The sequence below is a fragment of the Pantoea sp. genome (assembly GCF_032114055.1).
Classification (GTDB): Bacteria; Pseudomonadota; Gammaproteobacteria; order Enterobacterales; family Enterobacteriaceae; genus Pantoea.
Map to the genome: position 1 here is coordinate 136,789 of NZ_DAMCTB010000007.1, position 21,942 is coordinate 158,730.

Sequence of the window (21,942 nt, forward strand, 5' to 3'; positions counted from 1 at the left end):
GGCTGCTCTATGAAAGCCCGTAATCCTGGTAAAGGGTTACGGGCTTTTTAATGGGGTTTCCAGATTCAGGAGAACGTTATTATGCTCTCGGCGTAAAACGTTCGATGTTCTGTGGCACAGTGATATTCAAAAAGGGGAGTTAAAATCCCTGATTATCTTTTTACTGGACGATTTTTCTTTCCAAATCCTGATGTGTGCAAAGAAAAAGCCCCGAAGGGCTTTTTCATTAATCAATCATTTCTCTTCAAAATGATGATTGTTTTTGGCAGGCGGGAACGGATCGTCTTTTTTCACGTGACGATCATAATCTGACCCGGCATAGCTGTTATCCGTATCATGATACTGACCGTAGTCTCCCGTCTTAGGACAAATTTGTCCTGACCAATGTTTTGCCATTTTTATTGCTCCTTTTTGTAGTGACACCTGAACGGATGCCGTTTCCTTTGATACGGTTTTATTGTCTCGTTTTCAATTGATGAATATGAGTCTGAAGACCTTATTTTGTAAAGTGTGATAGTGCTCAAAATGACTGTTATAGTTTTTTTATCTTTTTGTTAACTGAAGTTTTCGTGAGCTGATCAAAGTGAAATATAATTCCTTTGTTAACGGGGAGAACGTTATGTCCGATAGCCAGGAGCATAATGATGCGTCCCGGTGAGACACTGACATCTGGCAATGCACATAAACCAGATTAGTTTCAAAGACGTTTTAAATGAGTCTTAACAGGTTTATTTTTGTCTTTCAGCACCGGGCGTTCATTTAATAAATCAGGCCCTCTGTTACAGCTGGCGCTCTTCCAGACACTGGCATCATCCTGACGTGATGTGCTGCTGTCATAGATTATCGATATTAATTTCCTGCGCACCATCGACGCACTGCCTGTTATTTTTGCGTCTGATAGAGAAGGATTCCGCCAGTCATCTTTAAGTCCTGCGGGAGTCATGGCAGTGCACTACACCTTCTGGCCTGCATAGCTGATTCTGTACCAGCACATTTCTGCACTCTGTCGCCTCTGACCCCTGGCTGCGGCTTTATCAGGTCAGGGTCTGGCGCTGTTAAACCGAATGTGAGCAGCTGCCAGTAAGCTTACCGATGGTACTGTCTGCAGGTGTATTGCATCCGTGACTGGCGCGGATAACCGCCATGCTGACCTCACGCTCCCGGACAGCTGCATACCCTTCACTATAAGTGGCATCATCATAGTTGAGCCGCCCATAAGCAGGTCGGGGTATTTGATTATCTGCATTTTTAAATAGCGTTTCTGCTATGAAAGAATGACCGGAGTTATCTACGGATTAACGACAAAAAAGAGATTTTCAATTGCCCCTGTATTCACCGCACCAGAGCCTGAAGCACACCGGTCCGTGTTAAGACAGCATCATCGTTAATCCGTTTATCAGGTTTATTCCTGGTCAAATCTGCAAATAGTAAAACAGGATAAAAGAATATCGCCATTCCTGAATGACGGTTTAGGTCGCCCAGGCGTTCAGGCAGATAATGCCACAGGCGTTTAACCCTTTTTAGGGCGCCGGAATAGCTGAGATCTTCAACAGTCTCTCTCCCGGCAGGTTAACTTTGATTGCGCTGCAGGCGTAAACCTGAACGGGATGAAGCCGGATTTAAGCAGAATGTATCCGCAGGAAAACGGGCGGTCTTCTATCCTGCTATGAATATCCTGACGTAAAAATTATCAGGAATTACCATACATGCACTTCTTATTGTTTTAATCATCCTGCCTCTGGCACGATGAATCCGGTAATCAGAGGCGTTGTCGTCGATGCACTTTTATTGATCTCCGCTTAACAGAACCGTTGTGTTCATATCTGAACCTGGCACCCAAAGCAAAAAGATATCTCAATCACGGAATACCGGAGGAGAGAAATTAGCATGATGTATTACAGACTTTTCCTGCAAAGCCAGAAAAATCCTTTTGCGCCCGTCAGCTCATCTTTGCGGGCTGATACAAAAAAACAGAAATGTAGCTTTCGCGAAAAAAACGGATCGCGCGAAGCCGGTTCAATTTTTACGCCTCCTTAAGGTAACGCCTTTTCTCAAGAAACATACCGTTAACCATCGCTTTACAAGAAATTATCAGGTAGTTTTTCCCACTAGCCCTCTCGTCTGGTCAGGATAACGACCAGCGTCGGGCTGGTGGCAGAAAAGCCGTTATGTTCAGGTGAAAAAAACAGCACGGTGAGCGCGGTGGTTCAGAGCAACATAGCCCTGTTTTATCACCCGCTTAGCCGAACTTTTCTGGCTTTATCTTATGCGAAACTCACTGCCGTTTCGCTTACTCAGTGACCGGCTTCTGTTTTTTGCCGATCGGTGAAGAATATTTTGCTTAAGTTCATGGCAACTGCCGGGACCAAGCTATGATTTAACCATGATGTGCCACAGGTAACGCTTTTGCTTTTTGGACTAACTGGTTGTGGTACACGGCAAAACACCTTTTCCATGGAATGGCCTGACTCCTTTTGCCGTCGTACGTATGGCTCAATGAAGAGCAGCGCAGATGAAGCGCCACAGGCTATGTTGCGTTCATTTCGGCTGCCAATTATCACAGGAAGAAAGTCATGTCAGAGCTTCCCGATCGCGAGGCGATCAATGCCCTGTTTGCAGGTAATTATGCCGACCCTTTTTCGTTACTAGGGATGCACCGGACTCAGCAGGGCCTTGAAGTCAGAGCACTGCTCCCCGAAGCGCTTGAGGTATGGGTCATTGAAACCTCTACCGGGCGCAAACTGGCTCAGCTGGCGTGTGAAGATGCGCGTGGCTTCTTTAGTGGTGTCATACCACGCCGCAAAAATCCGTTCCGCTATCAGCTGGCGGTCAACTGGCATGGCCAGCAAAATCTGGTCGACGATGCCTATCGCTTCGGCCCGTTACTGCAGGAGATGGACCTGTGGCTACTGGCAGAAGGCACGCATCTGCGTCCTTATGAAACACTGGGCGCGCACGGTGATGTGATCGATGGTGTGACCGGGACCCGCTTCTGCGTCTGGGCACCTAACGCCCGTCGTGTTTCGGTCGTCGGCGATTTCAACTTCTGGGATGGTCGCCGACATCCGATGCGTCTGCGTCAGGAGCTGGGGATCTGGGAGCTGTTTGTGCCAGGCGCCGTGAATGGCCAGCTCTACAAATATGAAATTATCGATGCCAACGGCGAACTGCGTATTAAAGCGGACCCCTATGCGTTCGAAGCGCAGATGCGTCCGGAGAGCGCATCGATGATCTGTGGCCTGCCAGAGCCGGTTGAAATGAAAGCGTCGCGCAAGGCTGCCAACGGCTTTGATGCACCTGTCTCTATCTATGAAGTGCATCTGGGCTCCTGGCGTCGCCACACCGACAACAATTTCTGGCTGAGCTACAAAGAGCTGGCTGAACAGCTGGTGCCCTACGTCAAAGAGATGGGCTTTACCCATATCGAACTGCTGCCGATCAACGAACATCCGTTTGACGGCAGCTGGGGATATCAGCCACTGGGCATGTATGCGCCGACCCGCCGTTTCGGCACCCGGGATGATTTCCGCGACTTTATCAACAGCGCCCATGAAGCGGGTCTGAACGTGCTGCTCGACTGGGTGCCGGGCCATTTCCCCAGCGATGACTTCGGTCTGGCGCGGTTCGATGGCACCCAGCTCTATGAGCACAGCGATCCACGTGAAGGTTTCCATCAGGACTGGAATACCCTGATCTACAATTTTGGCCGCCGGGAAGTGAGCAACTATCTGGCGGGCAATGCGCTCTACTGGACAGAGCGTTTTGGAATCGACGGCCTGCGCGTGGATGCGGTGGCATCGATGATCTATCGCGACTACAGCCGCAACGAAGGCGAGTGGGTGCCAAACCAGTATGGTGGCCGCGAGAATCTCGAAGCGATTGAATTCCTGCGTTACACCAACCGCACACTCGGCACCGTGGCGCCCGGTTCGGTCACGATGGCGGAGGAGTCAACCGACTACCCTGGCGTTACGCGTCCTACCGAAGGCGGCGGGCTGGGCTTCTGGTTCAAATGGAACCTGGGCTGGATGCACGACACCCTCGACTATATGCAGGTCGATCCCATCTACCGCAAGCATCATCACAACCTGATGAGCTTCGGCATGATGTACAACTACACCGAAAACTTTGTGCTGCCGCTGTCGCATGACGAAGTGGTGCACGGCAAGCGCTCAATTCTCGACAGAATGCCGGGCGACGCCTGGCAGAAGTTTGCCAACCTGCGCGCCTATTACGGCTGGATGTGGGGCTTCCCCGGCAAGAAACTGCTGTTTATGGGCAACGAATTTGCGCAGGGCCGCGAGTGGAACCATGACGTCAGCCTGGACTGGCATCTGCTGGAAGGCGATGACAACTGGCATCACGGTGTTCAGCGTCTGGTGCGCGACCTTAATCATACTTACCAGCACTATACGCCGCTGCATCAGCTCGACTTCGATCCGGCAGGCTTCGAGTGGCTGGTGGTGGATGATGCGGAGCACTCGGTCTTCGCCTTTGTGCGCCGTGACCGTGAAGGCAACGAACTCATTGTGGTCAGTAATTTTACGCCAGTGCCGCGTCCGGGCTATCGACTTGGCGTGAACCAGCCTGGCTACTGGCGTGAAGTGCTGAACACCGACCAGCATGAGTATCACGGCAGCGACGTGCGCATTCATCGGGTGCATACCGATGAGCAGCACAGCCACGGGCGACCGCAGTCGCTGAGCCTCAATCTGCCGCCGCTGGCAACGGTCTGGCTGGTGCGGGAGGCGGAATGATCATCACTGCCGGCGATCCCGAACCGCTGGGTGCCAGTTACGATGGCAAAGGCGTTAACTTTACCCTTTTTTCCCAGCATGCCGGGCGCGTAGAGCTCTGCCTGTTTGATGAAGAGGGGACGGAAGCGCGCTTTGATCTGCCTGGCCGCAGTGGGGATATCTGGCATGGATACATTCCGGCACTCAAACCCGGACAACGCTACGGCTACCGGGTGCATGGCCCCTGGGCACCCGCGCAGGGGCATCGTTTTAATCCGGCGAAACTGCTGGTTGACCCCTGCGCCCGCGCAGTTGAGGGCGATGTGCCGGATGACCCGCTGTTCTATGGCGGCGAAGCGCAGCCCGACCCGCATGACAACGCAGCGATTGCGCCGAAGTCACGGGTCGTCGCGGAAGACTTCGACTGGCAGGACGATATTGCACCGCGTATCCCGTGGGGCAACACCGTCATCTACGAGGCTCACGTTCGCGGTCTGACGCTGCTGCATCCGGAAATTCCGGAAACGCTGTGCGGGACTTACGCGGCGCTGGGTCATCCTGTTATGGTGGATTACCTGCGTCAGCTCGGGATCACTACCCTGGAGCTGCTGCCGGTAGCGCATTTCGCCAGTGAACCCCGGCTGCTCCGGCTTGGCCTCAGCAACTACTGGGGTTACAACCCTTTTGCGCTCTGGGCGATTGACCCCCGTTACGGCTCCGGCCAGCCGGGGGTAACGCCGTTGCAGGAGTTTCAGCAGGCGGTGAAGAACCTGCATGCTGCGGGCATCGAGGTGGTGCTGGATGTGGTATTTAACCACACCGCCGAACTGGATGAGACTGGCCCGACGATCGCCATGCGGGGCATCGATAACGCCAGCTACTACTGGCTGGACGAGCAGGGCGGTTATCAGAACTGGACCGGCTGCGGCAACACGCTGAACATCCACCATCCGCAGGTGATGGCGTGGGCGTTAGAGGCGCTGCGCTACTGGGTAAGGGTCTGCCATGTTGACGGTTTCCGCTTCGACCTGGCACCGGTACTGGGCCGCACACCCGATTACCAGCGCGATGCGCCTTTTTTTGCCGCGATTCGCGCCTGTCCGCTGCTTTCTCAGGTCAAGCTGATAGCTGAACCCTGGGATATCGGTCCTGACGGCTATCAGGTTGGCCGTTTTCCGCCGCCGTTTGCTGAATGGAACGATCAGTTTCGTGACACCGCACGTCGTTACTGGTTGCACGGCGCCTTAAGTAATGGCGAATTTGCCCGCCGCTTTGCTGCCTCAAGCGATCTCTATCAGCACGATGACCGGGCGCCTCACGCAACAGTTAACCTCGTCACCGCGCATGACGGCTTTACGCTGTGGGATGTAGTGAGCTTCGAGCGCAAACACAACGAAGCGAACGGGGAAGATAACCGGGATGGCCACGGCGATAACTACAGTCACAATCACGGCAAAGAGGGGCTGAACGTCGGCTTTGACGTGATTGAACGCCGCCGCCGCAGCGTACGGGCACTGCTGACGACGCTGCTGCTGTCGCAGGGCACGCCCATGCTGCTGGCGGGCGATGAGCGCGGCCACACGCAGCATGGCAATAACAACGCCTACTGTCAGGACAACGCCCTGAGCTGGCTTGACTGGCGGGCGGATGAGAAGGGATTAGTCGGATTTACCGCCGCACTGATTCGTCTGCGTCAGCGCATTCCGGCGCTGACCGCAGATCGCTGGTGGCAGGACGGTGACGGCAATGTGCAGTGGCTCAATGCCGGTGGCCAGCCACTGCAACACGATGATTGGGCGCAGGGGATGCACAGATTGCAGATCCTGCTGTCCGGCCGCTGGTTAATAACAATAAATGCCACGGATAAGGTGAATGACATCGTGTTACCAGACGGAGAATGGCGTGCCCTTCCTCCTTTCGCCGGGGACGACAACCCCATCCTGCTAACTGTCTGGCATGGTCCCGCACACGGTGTGTGCGTGTTCCAAAAGCAATCATAAGGAGTCAGACATGGTTAAGTTAGATAGAACAGATCACCTGATGCTGGCTCGCCAGCTCCCTACACAGACGGTTGCTCTGATCCTCGCCGGCGGACGCGGCACACGACTGGTCGATTTAACGGCCAGGCGTGCCAAACCGGCGGTGCATTTCGGCGGCAAGTTCCGCATTATCGACTTTGCCCTCTCCAACTGCGTCAACTCCGGTATCCGACGGATTGGCGTGATTACACAGTATCAGTCTCACACCCTGACTCAGCATATCCAGCGTGGCTGGTCGATCTTCAACGAAGAGATGAATGAGTTTGTCGATTTGCTGCCAGCGCAGCAGCGCTTTTCGACAGAACAGTGGTATCGCGGCACGGCGGATGCAGTGACGCAGAACCTTGATGTGATTCGCCGCTATCAGGCGCAGTACATCGTTATCCTTGCCGGGGACCACATTTATAAGATGGATTACTCCCGCATGCTGCTGGACCACGTGGTCAATGAGGCGAAATGTACTATCGCCTGTCTGCCCGTGCCGGTGCATGAAGCCACCGCGTTTGGCGTGATGGCGGTGGATGAAGAGAACATGGTGATCGACTTCGTGGAGAAACCCGCGAAGCCGCCTACCATGCCGGGTGATGACACGCAGTCGCTCGCCAGCATGGGGATCTACGTGTTTAACGCGGATTATCTCTATGAGCTGCTGGAAGAGGATCTGCAGACGCCTGGCTCTAACCACGACTTCGGCAAAGATATCCTGCCGAAAGTGGTGGCCAGCGGTGAAGGCTATGCACACTCCTTTGCGCTCTCCTGCGTGCAGAATGATGACAACGCGCCGCCTTACTGGCGCGATGTCGGCACGCTGGAAGCTTACTGGCGCGCTAATCTCGACCTGGCCTCGGTGATGCCTGAACTCGATATGTATGACGTCACCTGGCCTATACGGACCCACATGGAGCCACTGCCGCCTGCCAAGTTTGTTCAGGATCGTTCCGGCAGTCACGGGATGACCATGAACTCGCTGGTGTCGGGCGGCTGCATTATCTCTGGTTCGGTAGTGGTGAATTCCGTCCTGTTCCCCCGGGTTCGCGTGAACTCGTTTTGCAATATTGATTCAACCGTACTGCTGCCGGATGTGGTGGTTGGCCGCTCGTGTCGTCTGCGTCGCTGCGTGATCGATCGCGCCTGCGAGTTACCGGAAGGCATGGTGATTGGCGAAAACCCTGATGAAGACAGTCGTCGGTTTCACCGTTCGGATGAAGGAATCGTGCTGGTAACCCGCGCCATGCTGGCCAGACTGGCCAAAGCGGGGCTGTAAGCGATAAGCGGAACTTACGCAATCGGCACGCGGAGCGTGCCGGATAACTTAATGAGGTCGAGGATGCAGGTTTTACATGTCTGTTCAGAACTTTTTCCGCTGCTGAAAACGGGCGGACTGGCTGATGTAGTCGGGGCATTACCTCAGGCGCAGATTGCGGGTGGCACGGATACGCGGGTGCTGTTGCCCGCTTTTCCCGCATTGCGCAAAGGCATACCTGATCTCCAGGTAGTGACAGAGCGAGAGACATTTGCCGGTTATATACGTCTGCTGTTTGGTGAATTTAACGGTGTGGGCATCTATCTGATTGATGCACCTGACCTCTACGATCGTCCCGGCAGTCCCTATCACGATGAGTCGCAGTTTGCCTATGTCGATAACTACCTGCGCTTTGCGCTGCTGGGCTGGGTCGGCTGCGAAATGGCGTGCGGTATGGATTCCATGTGGCGTCCCGATATCGTCCATGCCCATGACTGGCATGCCGGCCTGACCTGCGCCTATCTGGAAGCGCGCGGTCGTCCGGCTAAATCGGTCTTCACCGTGCACAACCTGGCCTATCAGGGACTGTTCATGGCGCATCACATGGACCAGATTGGCCTGCCGTGGTCGTTCTTTAACATGCACGGTCTGGAGTTCTTCGGCCAGATCTCCTTCCTGAAAGCAGGGCTCTTCTACGCCGACCATATCACGGCGGTCAGTCCGACTTACGCCCATGAAATTACCTCGGCAGAATATGCTTACGGCATGGAGAGTCTGCTGGCGCAGCGGATGCGGGAAGGGCGGCTGAGTGGGATTCTTAACGGCGTCGATCCCTCTATCTGGGACCCGGCGCACGACCTGCTGCTCAGCGCGCGCTACAACCGCGACACGCTGGAAGCGAAGGCGGAGAACAAACGTCAGCTGCAGGTGGCGATGGGCCTCAGGGTCGATGACAAAGCCCCCGTATTCTGCGTCATCAGCCGTCTGACCAAACAAAAAGGGCTGGACCTAGTGCTGGAGGCGCTGCCTGGCCTGCTGGCGCAGGGCGGCCAGCTGGTGCTGCTGGGACAGGGCGATGCTGAACTGCAGCAGGGCTTCCTGGCCGCCGCCGCAGAACATCCGGGCAGCGTGGGCGTGCAGATTGGCTACCACGAGGCGTTCTCTCACCGCATTGTCGGTGGCGCGGATGTGATCGTTGTGCCGAGTCGATTCGAGCCCTGTGGGCTGACACAACTTTATGGCCTGAAGTATGGTACGTTGCCTTTAGTGCGCCGTACGGGTGGCCTGGCCGATACCGTCAACGACAGCTCGTTAGAGAACCTGGCTGACGGTATCGCCAGCGGATTCAGTTTTGAAGATGCCAACGCATGGTCGCTGCTGCGGGCGATCCGGCGCGCGTTTGTACTGTGGTCCCGTCCGTCACTGTGGCGTTATGTTCAGCGCCAGGCGATGGGCATGGACTTTAGCTGGCAGGTGGCGGCACAAGCCTACCGTGATCTCTACCAACGTTTGATGTAACGGATTGGGAAACTGGATATGAACGCACCTTTCACTTACGCCTCACCAACGTTGACGGTTGATGCCTTAAAGCATTCGATTGCCTATAAGCTGATGTTTACTATCGGCAAAGATCCCTCTATCGCCAACAAGCATGAGTGGCTCAACGCCTCACTGCTGGCGGTGCGCGACCGGATGGTTGAACGCTGGCTGCGTTCCAGCCGTGCCCAGCTCTCTCAGGATGTCCGTCAGGTCTATTATCTGTCGATGGAGTTCCTGATGGGCCGCACGCTGGGCAATGCGCTGCTGGCGATGGGGATCTATGACGATCTCAACCAGGCGCTGGATGAGATGGGGCTGGATCTGGCCGAACTGATGGAAGAGGAGAACGATCCCGGTCTGGGTAACGGCGGGCTGGGTCGTCTGGCAGCCTGTTTCCTCGACTCGCTGGCGACGCTGGGCATGCCGGGCCGGGGTTACGGCATCCGGTATGATTACGGCATGTTCAAACAGAACATCGTGGAAGGTGAGCAGAAAGAGTCGCCCGATTACTGGCTGGAATATGGTAATCCGTGGGAATTCCAGCGTTTCAACACCCGTTACAAAGTCCGTTTTGGCGGCCGTGTTCAGCATGAAGGCACTAAGGTGCGCTGGCTCGAGACCGAAGAGATTCTGGCGATGGCCTATGACCAGATTATCCCGGGCTTCGACACCGACGCCACTAACACCCTCCGCCTGTGGGGCGCGCAGGCCAGTAACGAGATCAATCTCGGTAAATTCAACCAGGGTGACTACTTCGCGGCGGTGGAAGATAAAAACCACTCCGAAAACGTCTCGCGAGTGCTCTACCCGGATGACTCGACCTACTCCGGGCGCGAGCTGCGACTGCGTCAGGAGTATTTTCTGGTGTCCGCCACGGTGCAGGATATTCTCAATCGTCACTGGCGGATGCATCAGACCTGGGACAATCTGGCGGATAAGATTGCGATTCACCTGAATGATACACATCCGGTGCTGGCGATCCCTGAACTGATGCGCCTGCTGATCGACGAACATAAGTTCAGCTGGGACAGCGCCTTCGACGCCTGCTGTCAGGTGTTCTCCTACACCAACCACACGCTGATGAGCGAAGCGCTGGAAACCTGGCCGGTCGATATGATCGGCAAGATCCTGCCGCGCCACCTCAGCATCATTTTTGAGATTAACGACTTCTTCCTGAAGACCGTGCAGGATCACTATCCCGACGACATCGATCTGCTGTCGCGCATTTCGATCATCGATGAAAACGATGGCCGCCGGGTGCGCATGGCCTGGCTGGCGGTGGTCGTCAGTCACAAGGTCAACGGCGTCTCTGAGCTGCACTCGAATCTGATGGTGCAGTCGCTGTTTGCCGATTTCTCCCGTCTGTTCCCGGGTCGCTTCTGCAACAAGACCAACGGCGTGACGCCACGTCGCTGGCTGGCGCTGGCGAACCCGGCGCTCTCTGAGGTGCTGGATGACGAAATTGGCCGCAACTGGCGTACCGATCTCAGCCAGCTCGACGAACTGAAAGCGCAGATCGACTACCCGGCCTTTATCGAAAAGGTGGCGGTGGCCAAACATCAGAACAAGCGGCGTCTGGCTGACTGGGTGGCGAAGAATCTGGATGTGGTGCTCGATCCGAATGCGCTGTTTGATGTGCAGATCAAGCGTATTCACGAGTACAAACGCCAGCTGCTCAACATCCTGCATGTGATCACGCGATACAACCGTATCAAGGCCGATCCCCAGGCTAACTGGGTGCCACGCGTCAACATCTTTGCCGGGAAAGCCGCGTCGGCCTACTATATGGCCAAACACATCATTCATCTGATCAATGACGTCGCCAACGTGATCAATAACGATCCGCAGGTGAAGAACAAGCTCAAGGTTGTCTTCATCCCGAACTACAGCGTCAGCCTGGCGCAGATTATTATTCCGGCGGCCGATCTCTCTGAGCAGATCTCGACCGCGGGCACGGAAGCGTCCGGCACCAGTAACATGAAGTTTGCGCTGAACGGCGCCCTGACCATCGGCACCCTGGATGGGGCGAACGTTGAGATGCTGGAGCACGTCGGCGAAGAGAACATCTTTATCTTCGGAAACACCACGCCGCAGGTCGAAGCCCTGCGTAAAAAGGGTTACAACCCGCGTGACTACTATGAAGGCGACGAGGAGCTGCATCAGGTACTGACTCAGATTGCGTCGGGCGTCTTCAGTCCGCAGGAGCCGGGCCGCTACCGCAATCTGTTCGATTCACTGGTCAACTTCGGCGATCACTACCAGCTGCTGGCGGATTATCGCAGCTACGTGGACACGCAGGATAAGGTGGATGCGCTCTACCGCACGCCGGATGAGTGGCAGCGTCGCGCAGCCCGGAACATCGCCGGAATGGGCTACTTCTCGTCAGATCGCACCATTCAGGAGTATGCGGACGAGATCTGGCACATTTCACCGATCAGGCTGTAAGCGCCAATCGTTAACGTCTGTGCGGCCCTGTTTATGGCCGCACAGGCGCCTTCGTTTAGTCAGGTGTGACGCTTCCCGGCTCTTTGCTGTTCCAGCCTGTTATCCCCGCCGCTTTTCCCGGGTAGTATTGGCACCCGTATCGTAATGGCCGACAGCCATAAAAAAAGCAGGCCGCAGCCTGCTTTCTTATGGGTTTCGGCCTGCTCAGGAAGCCAGCGACAGAACCGGTTTCGCTTTTGCGGACAGCCACTCGGCGACACGGGCCTGCTGCTCTTTGGTCAGCCACATGCCCTGTTTGGTACGACGCCAGATGGCATCATCCAGTTCACGTACCCACTCGTGCTGTACCAGATAGCGTAATTCTGCTTCGTAGAACTCGTGGCCAAAGTTCTCACCCAGATCGTTCAGGCTTTTCGCGCCAGCCAGCAGGGTTTCAGTGTTGCTGCCGTAGGTGCGGGCAAAGTGACGCGCCATGTTTTCACTGATGAACGGATAACGGCGACGCAGGCTGGCGGCGTAATCGTCGCGGGTGCCGTTGATATTTCCGCCCGGCAGCACACAATTCTTCGTCCAGGCCGGACCCGCATTCGGATAGTACTTCACCAGTTTTTCCAGTGCGTGCTCGGCCAGCTTACGATAGGTGGTCAGCTTACCGCCAAACACTGACAGCAGAGGAGCCTGACCGTTGTCGTCGCGCACGTCAAGGGTGTAATCACGGGTGATTGCCTGCGGTGAATCGGATTCATCATCACACAGTGGACGAACACCAGAGTAAGACCAGACGATATCGTCAGCGGTCAGCTGCTTTTTAAAGTGCCCGTTGAACACGTTCAGCAGATACGCGATCTCGTTTTCATCGATGTGAACGTTTTTAGGATCGCCTTTGTACTCTACGTCGGTTGTTCCGATGATGGAGAACTCATCCATCCACGGAATAACAAACACGATGCGGTTATCTTCGTTCTGCAGGATATAGGCCTGCTTCTCAGTGTGAACGCGCGGTACGACAATATGACTGCCTTTGATCAGACGGATGCCGTAAGGTGACTTCAGCTGCAGCCCATCATCGAACAGCTGTTTAACCCACGGACCAGCCGCATTGACCAGACCTTTTGCCTGCCAGGTGTGGATTTTACCGCTGTCGACATCTTCCGCTTCAACCTTCCACAGACCGCCTTCGCGCCAGGCGCGGGTCACGCGGGTGCGGGTACGCACTTCGCCACCACGCTTCACCACTTCCTGCGCGTTCAGAACCACCATGCGGGCATCATCTACCCAGCAGTCAGAATATTCGAATCCGCGCGTAATCTCCGGCTTCAGGGCCGAATCCGCGCCAAAGCGCAGGCTCTTACTGCCCGGCAGGCTGGTACGTTTACCAAGATGGTCATACATAAACAGGCCGGTACGGATCATCCACGCCGGGCGCAGATGTGGACGGTGTGGCAAACGGAAGCGCATCGGGAACGCCAGATGCGGCGCCATTTTCAGGAGCACTTCACGCTCAGCCAGTGCTTCACTGACCAGGCGGAATTCGTAGTGTTCAAGGTAGCGCAAGCCGCCGTGAATCAGTTTTGAACTGGCAGAGGAGGTCGCGCAAGCCAGATCCCGCGCCTCCAGCATTAGCACCGACAGTCCGCGTCCTGCAGCATCTGCTGCAATGCCGGCACCGTTGATGCCGCCGCCGATCACGATCAGGTCTTTGGTTTCCACGTCATCTCCTCCGATGTTCGGAATAGTTCACTAATGTTCGTTTTCGAGCATAATAATAATCGCAAACCAACATTTACGCCAGCTTTTAACCCGCTAAAAACATTTTTGCGTGATATAGCTAACATATTGCCCACCAAAAAAACGGATACCCGTAACGATTGTCAGGTTATCGGCGTGGATTCTCGGGTTACACTACGCGCTATCATGATGCTGTTATGAGAGATCCCATGGAAACGTTCGAATGTATTGATGTGCAGCAGGCGCAAACGCGCCTGGCGCAGGGTGCGCTGCTGGTGGATATCCGCGATCCACAGAGTTACGCCCTGGGGCATGCGGCTGGCGCGCTGCATCTGACCAACAGCAACCTCAGCGAGTTTATCAGTGGTGCCGACCACAGCCTGCCGGTGCTGGTAATGTGCTATCACGGCAACAGCAGCAAAAGCGCAGCACAGTATCTGCTGGGTCAGGGCTTCAGTGCAGCGTACAGCATTGATGGCGGTTTTGATGCCTGGCGCGCTGCTTTTCCTCAGCAGGTCGCCCTCGGCAGTGAATAGATGGCGGCTCGTCACATGGAGCGTTACTGATGCGCATTACCCAGTTTAACCAGCCGCGCATGGCGCAGGCATTTGTAGACTATATGGCGACGCGCGGCGTCACGTTGCGGATCGAGCACGACAACCACTACGTCATCATGCTGGATGATGAAAGCAAGATTTCCGTGGTCGAAAACGAACTTCAGCAGTTCCTGCACGATCCCAACCACCGGCGCTATCAGGCGGCCAGCTGGCACAGCGGTAAAACGGACAGCGGCCTGCGCTATGAGCGCAGCAACATCTGGGCGAACATCCGCGAGCGAGCAGGACCGCTGACGATGAGCCTGATGGTGCTCTGCATCGCCGTGTTTATTCTGATGCAGGTCATGGGCGATCAAACCGTGATGGCCTGGCTCTCCTGGCCGGATGCTGATCAGCATTTTCAGGTCTGGCGCTGGTTCAGCCATGCGCTGCTGCACTTTTCACTGCTGCACATCCTGTTTAATCTGATGTGGTGGTGGTATCTGGGCGGGGCCGTAGAAAAGCGGCTGGGCAGCGGCAAACTGTTCGTGATTATGCTGATTTCGGCCCTGCTCAGTGGCTGGCTGCAGGCGAAGTTCAGCGGCATCTGGTTTGGTGGCCTGTCGGGTGTGGTGTATGCGCTGATGGGATATTGCTGGCTGCGCGGCGAGCGCGATCCCGACAGTGGCGTCTATCTTGAACGGGGGCTGATCGGTTTTGCGCTGGTCTGGCTGGTGATTGGCTGGTTCGGCGTCTTTGGTCTGGCGATTGCCAACGCGGCCCATGTGGCCGGGCTGCTGGTCGGGCTGGCGATGGCGCTGGTCGACACGCGTCATGTTACGCGGCGGTAGACGGAAATATGCAGGTTAACAGGAGAGGAACGTGAAGCAGACGCAACGTCATGACGCGATTATCGATTTAGTCCGTCGTCAGGGATATGTCAGTACTGAGGAGCTGGTGGACCATTTTGAGGTCAGCCCGCAAACCATTCGTCGCGATCTCAACGATCTGGCCGATCAGAACAAAATTCAGCGCCACCACGGCGGCGCGGCGCTTCCTTCCAGCTCTGAGAATACCGCCTGGCACGATCGTAAAATGATGTGGTCAGCGGAGAAGGCGCGCATCGCCGAGCGCGTCGCCAGCCAGATCCCGGATGGGGCCACGCTGTTTATCGACATCGGCACCACGCCGGAAGCGGTGGCCCATGCGCTGCTGAACCACAGCGATCTTCGGGTAGTCACCAATAACCTCAACGTGGCGATGCTGCTGATGGGTAAACCCGATTTCCGCGTCATTATCGCGGGCGGTGAGGTGCGGACCCGCGACGGGGCGGTAATGGGGGAAGCGACGCTCGACTTTATCTCTCAGTTCCGCCTCGATTACGGCATTCTGGGGATCAGCGGTATCGACATGGATGGCTCCCTGCTGGAGTTCGACTATCACGAAGTGCGCACCAAGCGCGCCATTATCGAAAATTCACGCTGCGTCATGCTGGTGGTGGACCATTCGAAATTCGGGCGCAACGCGATGGTGAATCTGGGCAATATGAGCCTGCTGGATTATCTTTACACCGATAAAATGCCGCCTGCCAGCGTCATGAAAGTGATTGAACAGCATGAGGTCCACCTCGAGCTCTGCTGATGCCTGCCACGCCAGCCGCCCGGCTGGCGTTTTTCTTTGATTGCTGTCGCTTTTTTCCTCACTCGCGTCTTTACTTAATCGGTTGCTGGCAGCCGATTGCCAGCCTGTGCGCTTTCTCTTTTTGCTTCACCTCATGCTTAACGGAAGGGAGTGATATGCCGCAGCAAAAATTTAATAAAGCCCGTTTTAATGCCGCGCTGACCCGCCAGTGGCAGCAGTTGAATCTCCATTCTGCCCAACAGATGACGCAGCATCAGGCGTGGCAGGCGGTCAGCGCGGCGCTGGCGGAGCTGCTGGCCGCACAACCAACACCGCGCCCGGCAGAGGGGCAGCGGCACGTCAGTTATCTGTCGATGGAGTTTCTGACGGGCCGTCTGACCGGCAACAATCTGCTGAATCTCAGCTGGTACAACGAGGTCAGTGCTGCGCTCGCTGAGCAGCAGCTCGACTTATCTGAGTTGCTGGAGCAGGAGGTCGATCCGGCGCTGGGCAACGGCGGACTGGGGCGGCTGGCCGCCTGCTATCTGGATTCCATGGCCACGGTGGGCCAGTCGGCAACCGGTTACGGTCTTAACTATCAGTACGGTCTGTTCCGTCAGTCTTTCGAAGAGGGTCAGCAGAAGGAAGCGCCCGATGACTGGCAGCGCGAGCACTATCCCTGGTTTCGTCACAACGCGGCGCTGGATGTCGAGGTCGCAATGGGGGGCCGGGTCGAAAAGCTGGCAGAGGGCGCTGTGCGCTGGTATCCCGATTTTACGCTGCGTGGCGAAGCCTGGGATTTGCCGGTCATCGGCTACCGCAACGGGGTGACGCTGCCGCTGCGCCTGTGGCAGGCCGTAAGCGCGCAGCCGTTTGATCTTACAGCGTTTAATGATGGCCACTTTCTGCAGGCCGAGCAGCCGGGCATTGAGGCAGCGAAGCTGACCAAAGTGCTCTATCCGAATGATAACCATCAGGCGGGCAAGCGGCTGCGCCTGATGCAGCAATATTTTCAGTGCGCCTGTGCAGTGGCAGACATTTTGCGGCGTCACCATCTGGCGGGGCGTAGCATTCATACGCTGCCGGATTTTGAGGTGATCCAGCTTAACGATACCCACCCCACCATAGCCATCCCGGAGATGCTGCGTCTGCTGCTGGATGAGCACCAGCTGGGCTGGGATGAGGCGTGGCAGATTACCAGCCGGGTGTTTGCTTACACTAATCATACGCTGATGCCGGAGGCGCTGGAGCGCTGGGATGAGAAGCTGATGCGTTCGCTGCTGCCGCGCCATCTGCTGATTATTAAAGAGATTAACCGGCGGCTGAAAAAGCGGGTGAAGCAGCACTGGCCGGATGACAAAGCGATGTGGCACAAGCTGGCGGTCGTCGCTGAGGGGCAGGTGCGGATGGCCAATCTCTGCGTAGTCAGCGGATTTGCGGTCAACGGCGTGGCGGCGCTGCATTCGCGGCTGGTGGTCAGCGATCTCTTTCCGGAGTATCACCAGCTCTGGCCGCAGAAGTTTCACAATGTCACCAACGGTATCACACCGCGCCGCTGGCTGAAGCAGTGTAATCCGGCGCTGGCCGGGTTGATCGACGAGACGCTGAAAACCGAATGGGCCAATAACCTTGAGGCGCTGATCGGCCTGGAGGCGTATGCCGACGATCCGGCATTTCGTCAGCGTTATCGCAGCATCAAGCAGCAGAACAAAGAGCAGCTTACCCGCTACATTGCCCGGCACACCGGCATCATTGTCAACCCGGCTGCGCTGTTCGATGTGCAGATCAAGCGCCTGCACGAGTACAAACGCCAGCACCTCAGCCTGCTGCATATTCTCTACTGCTATCAGAAACTCATCAGCCAGCCCGACGATCAGAGTGTGACGCCAAGGGTGTTCCTGTTCGGGGCCAAAGCCGCGCCGGGTTACTACCTGGCGAAAAACATTATCTACGCCATTAACCGGGTGGCGGAGGTGGTGAACAACGACCCGCGCGTGGGCGATCGGCTCAGGGTGGTATTTATCCCCGACTACCGCATCACGGTGGCCGAACAGATGATCCCGGCGGCCGATCTGTCAGAGCAGATCTCCACTGCCGGTTATGAAGCCTCCGGCACCGGCAACATGAAGCTGGCGCTCAATGGCGCGCTGACTATCGGCACTCTGGACGGCGCAAACGTCGAGATTGCCGGGCAGGTAGGAGAAGAGAACATCTTTATCTTCGGACACACCGTGGATGAGGTGAAAGCACTGCGGGCGAAAGGCTACAACCCGAAAAAGGTGCGCAGGCAGAACAGGACACTGGACGATCTGCTGAAAGCACTGGAGAAGGGCAAATTCAGCAACGGCGACAAACAGGCGTTTGACCTGATGCTGGCGAGCCTGACTAGGCAGGGCGATCCCTGGCTGGTGCTGGCCGATTTTCAGGCCTATATCGACGCGCAGCAGCGGGTTGAAGCGTTGTGGCGCGACCCGGAAGGCTGGACCCGCGCCGCAATTCTCAACACGGCCCGAACCGGCATATTCAGTTCGGACCGATCCATTCGTGATTATCAGCAACGTATCTGGCAGGCACCGCGTTAAGGAGCAGCAATGAAACAGGATTCACTCGATCAGTCCGCCCGTGCTGCGGGTATTTCACTGAACTATATCGATGTAAACGGCAAAAAAGCAGAGATCAGCGATGAAACCAAGCGTGCATTGCTGGCGGTGATGAGCAATCCGCAGAAGGCGAAAAAATCGCCGCTGCCGCCGGTTGCGGTCTTCAGCGGCAGCGGCAAACGCCAGCTGACGCCAGAGGGCAGCGGCATCTACAGCTGGCAGTTGCAGACGGAAAAGGGTAAGCAGCACAGCGGCGAACTCACCGCAGGTGAGCCGTTTACGCTGCCGGGTTCGCTGACCCAGGGGTATCACCAGCTGACGCTCACCAAAGGCAGGAAAAGCTGGCAGACGCGGATTGTCGTCGCGCCACGCCGCTGCTATCTGCCGCCGGCGCTGGAGGCGGGCGAAAAACGCTGGGGTGCGCTGGTGCAGCTCTATACCGTGCGCTCTGAGCAGAACTGGGGGATCGGCGACTTCGGCGATCTTGATCGGCTGCTGGTGCAGCTGGCTGAGCGCGGCGGCGATTTCGTCGGGCTTAATCCGCTGCATGCGCTCTATCCCGCCAGCCCCGGTTTCGCCAGCCCCTACAGCCCGTCGTCGCGCCGCTGGCTGAACGTCATCTATATCGACGTCGATCAGGTGAGTGATTTCCGGGAAAGTGCGGCGGCGCAGAAGTGGTGGAAAAGCGCCAGAACGCAGAAGGCGCTAAGCCGGGCGCGTGAGGCAGAGCATGTCGATTATGAGGCGGTCATGACGCTGAAACTCGCGGCGCTGCGCCACGCCTGGACACACTTCCGGGCGCGGGACAGCCAGAGCGAGGAGCATCAATCCTGGGCTACGTTTGTGCGCGAGGGCGGCGAAAGCCTGCGCTACCAGGCAGCCTATGACGGCATCCAGCTTGAGCGGCAGGCTGACAAGAGCCAGCAGGGCGGCTGGCCCGCGTGGCCGGAGGCGTGGCGCAACAGCCAGTCGCCGGAGGTACAGCAGTGGTGTGAACAGCATGAAGAGGAAATTGCCTTCTGGCAGTGGCTGCAATGGCTGGCGCAGCAGCAGTTCTCCGGCTGCTGGGCGCACAGTCAGGCGCTGGGGATGAGCGTCGGACTCTATCGGGATCTGGCCGTGGGCGTGGCGGAGGGCAGCGCGGAAACCTGGCACGACCCGGAGCTTTATCGCCTGAAGGCCGCCGTCGGGGCGCCGCCGGACCGCCTCGGCCCGCTGGGGCAGAACTGGGGGCTGCCGCCGATGGACCCGCATGTGATGCAGGCGCGCGGTTATCAGCCCTTTATCGATATGCTGCGCGCCAATATGCGCGACTGCGGCGCGCTGCGCATCGACCATGTGATGTCACTGCTGCGCCTGTGGTGGGTGCCCGCCGGAGAAACCGCCGATAAAGGCGCCTATGTGGCTTACCCGGTGAACGATCTGCTCGGCATCCTGGCGCTGGAGAGCCACCGGCTGCGCTGCATGGTGATTGGTGAGGATCTGGGTACCGTGCCGCAGGAGATCATCACTCTGCTGCGCAAGAGCGGGGTCTTTTCATGGAAGGTGCTCTGGTTTGAGCAGGAGAAAGATGAGCGTTATCGCGCACCGCAGGACTATCCACGCCAGTCGATCGCCAGCGCCAGCACCCACGATCTGCCTACGCTGACCGGCTTCTGGGAGCAGGGCGACCTGACGCTGGGCGAGAAACTGGGCCTCTATCCGGGTGATGCGATAAAAGCGTTGCATGAGCAGCGTGCCACGCAGAAACAGGCGCTGCTGGATGCGCTGCATCAGGCGGGTGCCTTACCGGCTCGCAGCCAGAAAAAAGCAGAGAAGCTCGTGATGACGCCTGCGCTGAACCGGGCGATACACCGTTTCCTGGCGGACACGGACAGTGCGCTGCTGGGTCTGCAGCCGGAGGACTGGCTCGGCATGACCACGCCGGTCAACGTGCCGGGCACGGTAGATCAATACCCTAACTGGCGACGCAAGCTGAGTAAAACGCTGGAGGAGATGTTTGCGGACAAGGAGGTGAATGCGCTACTGAAAGTGGTCAGCGGGCAGCGTCAGTCAGGACAGAAACAGACGTAAAAAATAGCGCGGCAGTCAGGCTGCCGCGCTTTGTTCATCAGTAGAAAGAGTGTTCGCCGCGCTGATGCTCGGTAATGTCCCGCACGCCTTTCAGTTCCGGGAAGGCGGCCAGCAGCTCTTTCTCGATACCATCTTTCAGCGTCACGTCAATCATGGAGCAACCGTTACAGCCGCCGCCAAACTGCAGGATGGCGTAACCGTCGTCAGTGATCTCCATCAGCGATACGCGGCCGCCGTGACCGGCCAGCTGTGGGTTGATCTGCGCCTGCAGCAGATACTCCACGCGTTCGACCATGGGCGCATCGTCCGAAACTTTACGCATTTTGGCATTCGGCGCTTTCAGCGTCAGCTGTGAACCGAGGTTGTCGGTTACGAAGTCGATCTCAGCATCTTCCAGATAGGGTTTGCTGAGTTCATCCACGTAGGCTGAAAGCTTTTCAAACTTCAGCTCGGTGTCGGTGGCTTCAACGGCATCGGGCGGACAGTAAGAGACGCCACATTCAGCCGTTGGCGTACCCGGGTTAATCACGAATACGCGAATCTGGGTGCCATCTTCTTGTTTGGATAGCAGTTTAGAAAAATGTTCCTGGGCAGAGTCAGTAATTCGGATCATGTCGATTGCTCAATAGTTGACTAATTTAGTTGGTTATAATACGCCCATCAAAGACGCTCTACAAGGTACGGCACAGGCACCAGACCTGCACGCTGGCCGCGCCCTGCGCCAGTAACAGACGGCTGATTTCATCTGCGGTACTGCCGGTGGTCACCACGTCATCCAGCAGCGCGATGTGGCGGCCCTGAACCGCGATATCAAGGCGAAAGGCCCCGCGTAAGTTGGTACGGCGCTGGCGGGCGCTGAGCTGATGCTGCAATGCGCCCCGGTATGGCCGGGAAACGCCTTCGCGCCATTCACATCCCAGCCAGTGCGCCAGCGGGGCGGCCAGCAACCCCGCCTGATTATAGCCGCGCCGCCAGCGCCGCCGCTGATGCAGCGGAACCGGCAGCAGCAGATCGGGACGTGGCACGCCGCCGCGCCGGTAAACAGTCTGCCAGCTTAGCAAAAGCAGCCGCGCCAGCATCACCCTGAGTGCGGTTATGTGCGAAAACTTCAGCTGGTTAACCCACTGGCTGAACGGCGGACAGTAGTCATTGACGCAGACCAGCGCCTGCCAGGCCGGCGGTTTAAGCTGACAGCGGCCACAGATGGTCTGCGCGGAGCCCGCAGGTAATCCGCAGCGTGGACAGAGCAGGGGAAGCGGGGGTAAGCCGCGCAGGCAGAAGCTGCAGAGGCCATGGCGGGCGATCCGTAGCGGCATCCGGCATAGCCAACACAGGGCGGGCATTGCTAGCATAGTGACCTCCTTATCAATTTCGGAATAGTAA

The 21,942-nt window shown here is 57.0% G+C and carries 14 protein-coding genes; 10 read left to right on the forward strand and 4 right to left on the reverse strand.

Annotated features, from left to right (window positions below):
• Positions 1-234 precede the first annotated feature (234 nt).
• Positions 235-396: a hypothetical protein gene (locus RT657_RS13395; protein ID WP_313655036.1), complete on the reverse strand. Its 162-nt coding sequence runs from the start codon at positions 394-396 to the stop codon at positions 235-237.
• A gap of 2,177 nt (positions 397-2,573) precedes the next feature.
• Between RT657_RS13395 and glgB the strand changes: the two genes are divergently transcribed.
• From glgB to glgP, 5 genes are all read left to right on the forward strand, one after another.
• Positions 2,574-4,757 (forward strand): 1,4-alpha-glucan branching enzyme, encoded by a 2,184-nt coding sequence (glgB, locus tag RT657_RS13400; RefSeq protein ID WP_313655037.1) that lies wholly within the window; start codon positions 2,574-2,576, stop codon positions 4,755-4,757.
• Complete coding sequence (gene glgX / locus RT657_RS13405) at positions 4,754-6,736, forward strand: glycogen debranching protein GlgX (RefSeq protein WP_313655038.1); 1,983 nt, start codon at positions 4,754-4,756, stop codon at positions 6,734-6,736. Before glgB ends, glgX begins: the two co-directional genes overlap by 4 nt.
• A gap of 10 nt (positions 6,737-6,746) precedes the next feature.
• The gene (glgC, locus tag RT657_RS13410) at positions 6,747-8,039 is read left to right on the forward strand and encodes a glucose-1-phosphate adenylyltransferase (RefSeq protein WP_313655039.1); all 1,293 of its coding nucleotides are present in this window, start codon (positions 6,747-6,749) and stop codon (positions 8,037-8,039) included.
• A gap of 63 nt (positions 8,040-8,102) precedes the next feature.
• Complete coding sequence (gene glgA / locus RT657_RS13415; RefSeq protein ID WP_313655040.1) at positions 8,103-9,536, forward strand: glycogen synthase GlgA; 1,434 nt, start codon at positions 8,103-8,105, stop codon at positions 9,534-9,536.
• Between the two features lie 18 nt (positions 9,537-9,554).
• Positions 9,555-12,002 (forward strand): glycogen phosphorylase, encoded by a 2,448-nt coding sequence (gene glgP, locus RT657_RS13420; RefSeq protein ID WP_313655042.1) that lies wholly within the window; start codon positions 9,555-9,557, stop codon positions 12,000-12,002.
• Positions 12,003-12,206: 204 nt separating this feature from the next.
• On the opposite strand, the gene glpD is transcribed toward glgP, so the two are convergent.
• Positions 12,207-13,712, reverse strand: coding sequence for a glycerol-3-phosphate dehydrogenase (glpD, locus tag RT657_RS13425; RefSeq protein ID WP_313655043.1), 1,506 nt, complete (start codon positions 13,710-13,712; stop codon positions 12,207-12,209).
• A gap of 227 nt (positions 13,713-13,939) precedes the next feature.
• On the opposite strand from glpD, the gene glpE reads away from it, so the two are divergent.
• The 5 genes from glpE to malQ all read left to right on the forward strand — a co-directional run bounded on the left by glpE (position 13,940) and on the right by malQ (position 20,559).
• Positions 13,940-14,266 carry a thiosulfate sulfurtransferase GlpE gene (gene glpE / locus RT657_RS13430; protein ID WP_313655045.1) on the forward strand — a complete coding sequence of 109 codons (327 nt, stop codon included), beginning with the start codon at positions 13,940-13,942 and terminating at the stop codon, positions 14,264-14,266.
• Between the two features lie 29 nt (positions 14,267-14,295).
• Positions 14,296-15,117, forward strand: a complete 822-nt coding sequence (gene glpG / locus RT657_RS13435; protein ID WP_313655047.1) for a rhomboid family intramembrane serine protease GlpG — start codon at positions 14,296-14,298, stop codon at positions 15,115-15,117.
• Positions 15,118-15,148: 31 nt separating this feature from the next.
• Entirely contained in the window at positions 15,149-15,907 is a 759-nt protein-coding gene (locus tag RT657_RS13440) for a DeoR/GlpR family transcriptional regulator (protein ID WP_111140862.1), read from the forward strand.
• 155 nt (positions 15,908-16,062) lie between these two features.
• Entirely contained in the window at positions 16,063-18,468 is a 2,406-nt protein-coding gene (gene malP / locus RT657_RS13445) for a maltodextrin phosphorylase (RefSeq protein ID WP_313655048.1), read from the forward strand.
• 9 nt (positions 18,469-18,477) lie between these two features.
• Positions 18,478-20,559: a 4-alpha-glucanotransferase gene (malQ, locus tag RT657_RS13450; RefSeq protein ID WP_313655049.1), complete on the forward strand. Its 2,082-nt coding sequence runs from the start codon at positions 18,478-18,480 to the stop codon at positions 20,557-20,559.
• 37 nt (positions 20,560-20,596) lie between these two features.
• Here the strand turns inward: malQ and nfuA are convergent, their stop codons facing one another.
• Positions 20,597-21,172 (reverse strand): Fe-S biogenesis protein NfuA, encoded by a 576-nt coding sequence (nfuA, locus tag RT657_RS13455; RefSeq protein ID WP_009087718.1) that lies wholly within the window; start codon positions 21,170-21,172, stop codon positions 20,597-20,599.
• Positions 21,173-21,230: 58 nt separating this feature from the next.
• The gene (gntX, locus tag RT657_RS13460) at positions 21,231-21,911 is read right to left on the reverse strand and encodes a DNA utilization protein GntX (protein ID WP_313655050.1); all 681 of its coding nucleotides are present in this window, start codon (positions 21,909-21,911) and stop codon (positions 21,231-21,233) included.
• Positions 21,912-21,942: the final 31 nt, after the last annotated feature.

Excerpts from the sequence above, each read along its gene's own strand:
- RT657_RS13395 (WP_313655036.1), bottom strand. The coding sequence starts at position 396 with ATGGCAAAACATTGGTCAGGACAAATTTGTCCTAAGACGGGAGACTAC.
- glgB (WP_313655037.1), top strand. The coding sequence starts at position 2,574 with ATGTCAGAGCTTCCCGATCGCGAGGCGATCAATGCCCTGTTTGCAGGT.
- glgX (WP_313655038.1), top strand. The coding sequence starts at position 4,754 with ATGATCATCACTGCCGGCGATCCCGAACCGCTGGGTGCCAGTTACGAT.
- glgC (WP_313655039.1), top strand. The coding sequence starts at position 6,747 with ATGGTTAAGTTAGATAGAACAGATCACCTGATGCTGGCTCGCCAGCTC.
- glgA (WP_313655040.1), top strand. The coding sequence starts at position 8,103 with ATGCAGGTTTTACATGTCTGTTCAGAACTTTTTCCGCTGCTGAAAACG.
- glgP (WP_313655042.1), top strand. The coding sequence starts at position 9,555 with ATGAACGCACCTTTCACTTACGCCTCACCAACGTTGACGGTTGATGCC.
- glpE (WP_313655045.1), top strand. The coding sequence starts at position 13,940 with ATGGAAACGTTCGAATGTATTGATGTGCAGCAGGCGCAAACGCGCCTG.
- glpG (WP_313655047.1), top strand. The coding sequence starts at position 14,296 with ATGCGCATTACCCAGTTTAACCAGCCGCGCATGGCGCAGGCATTTGTA.
- malP (WP_313655048.1), top strand. The coding sequence starts at position 16,063 with ATGCCGCAGCAAAAATTTAATAAAGCCCGTTTTAATGCCGCGCTGACC.
- malQ (WP_313655049.1), top strand. The coding sequence starts at position 18,478 with ATGAAACAGGATTCACTCGATCAGTCCGCCCGTGCTGCGGGTATTTCA.
- nfuA (WP_009087718.1), bottom strand. The coding sequence starts at position 21,172 with ATGATCCGAATTACTGACTCTGCCCAGGAACATTTTTCTAAACTGCTA.
- gntX (WP_313655050.1), bottom strand. The coding sequence starts at position 21,911 with ATGCTAGCAATGCCCGCCCTGTGTTGGCTATGCCGGATGCCGCTACGG.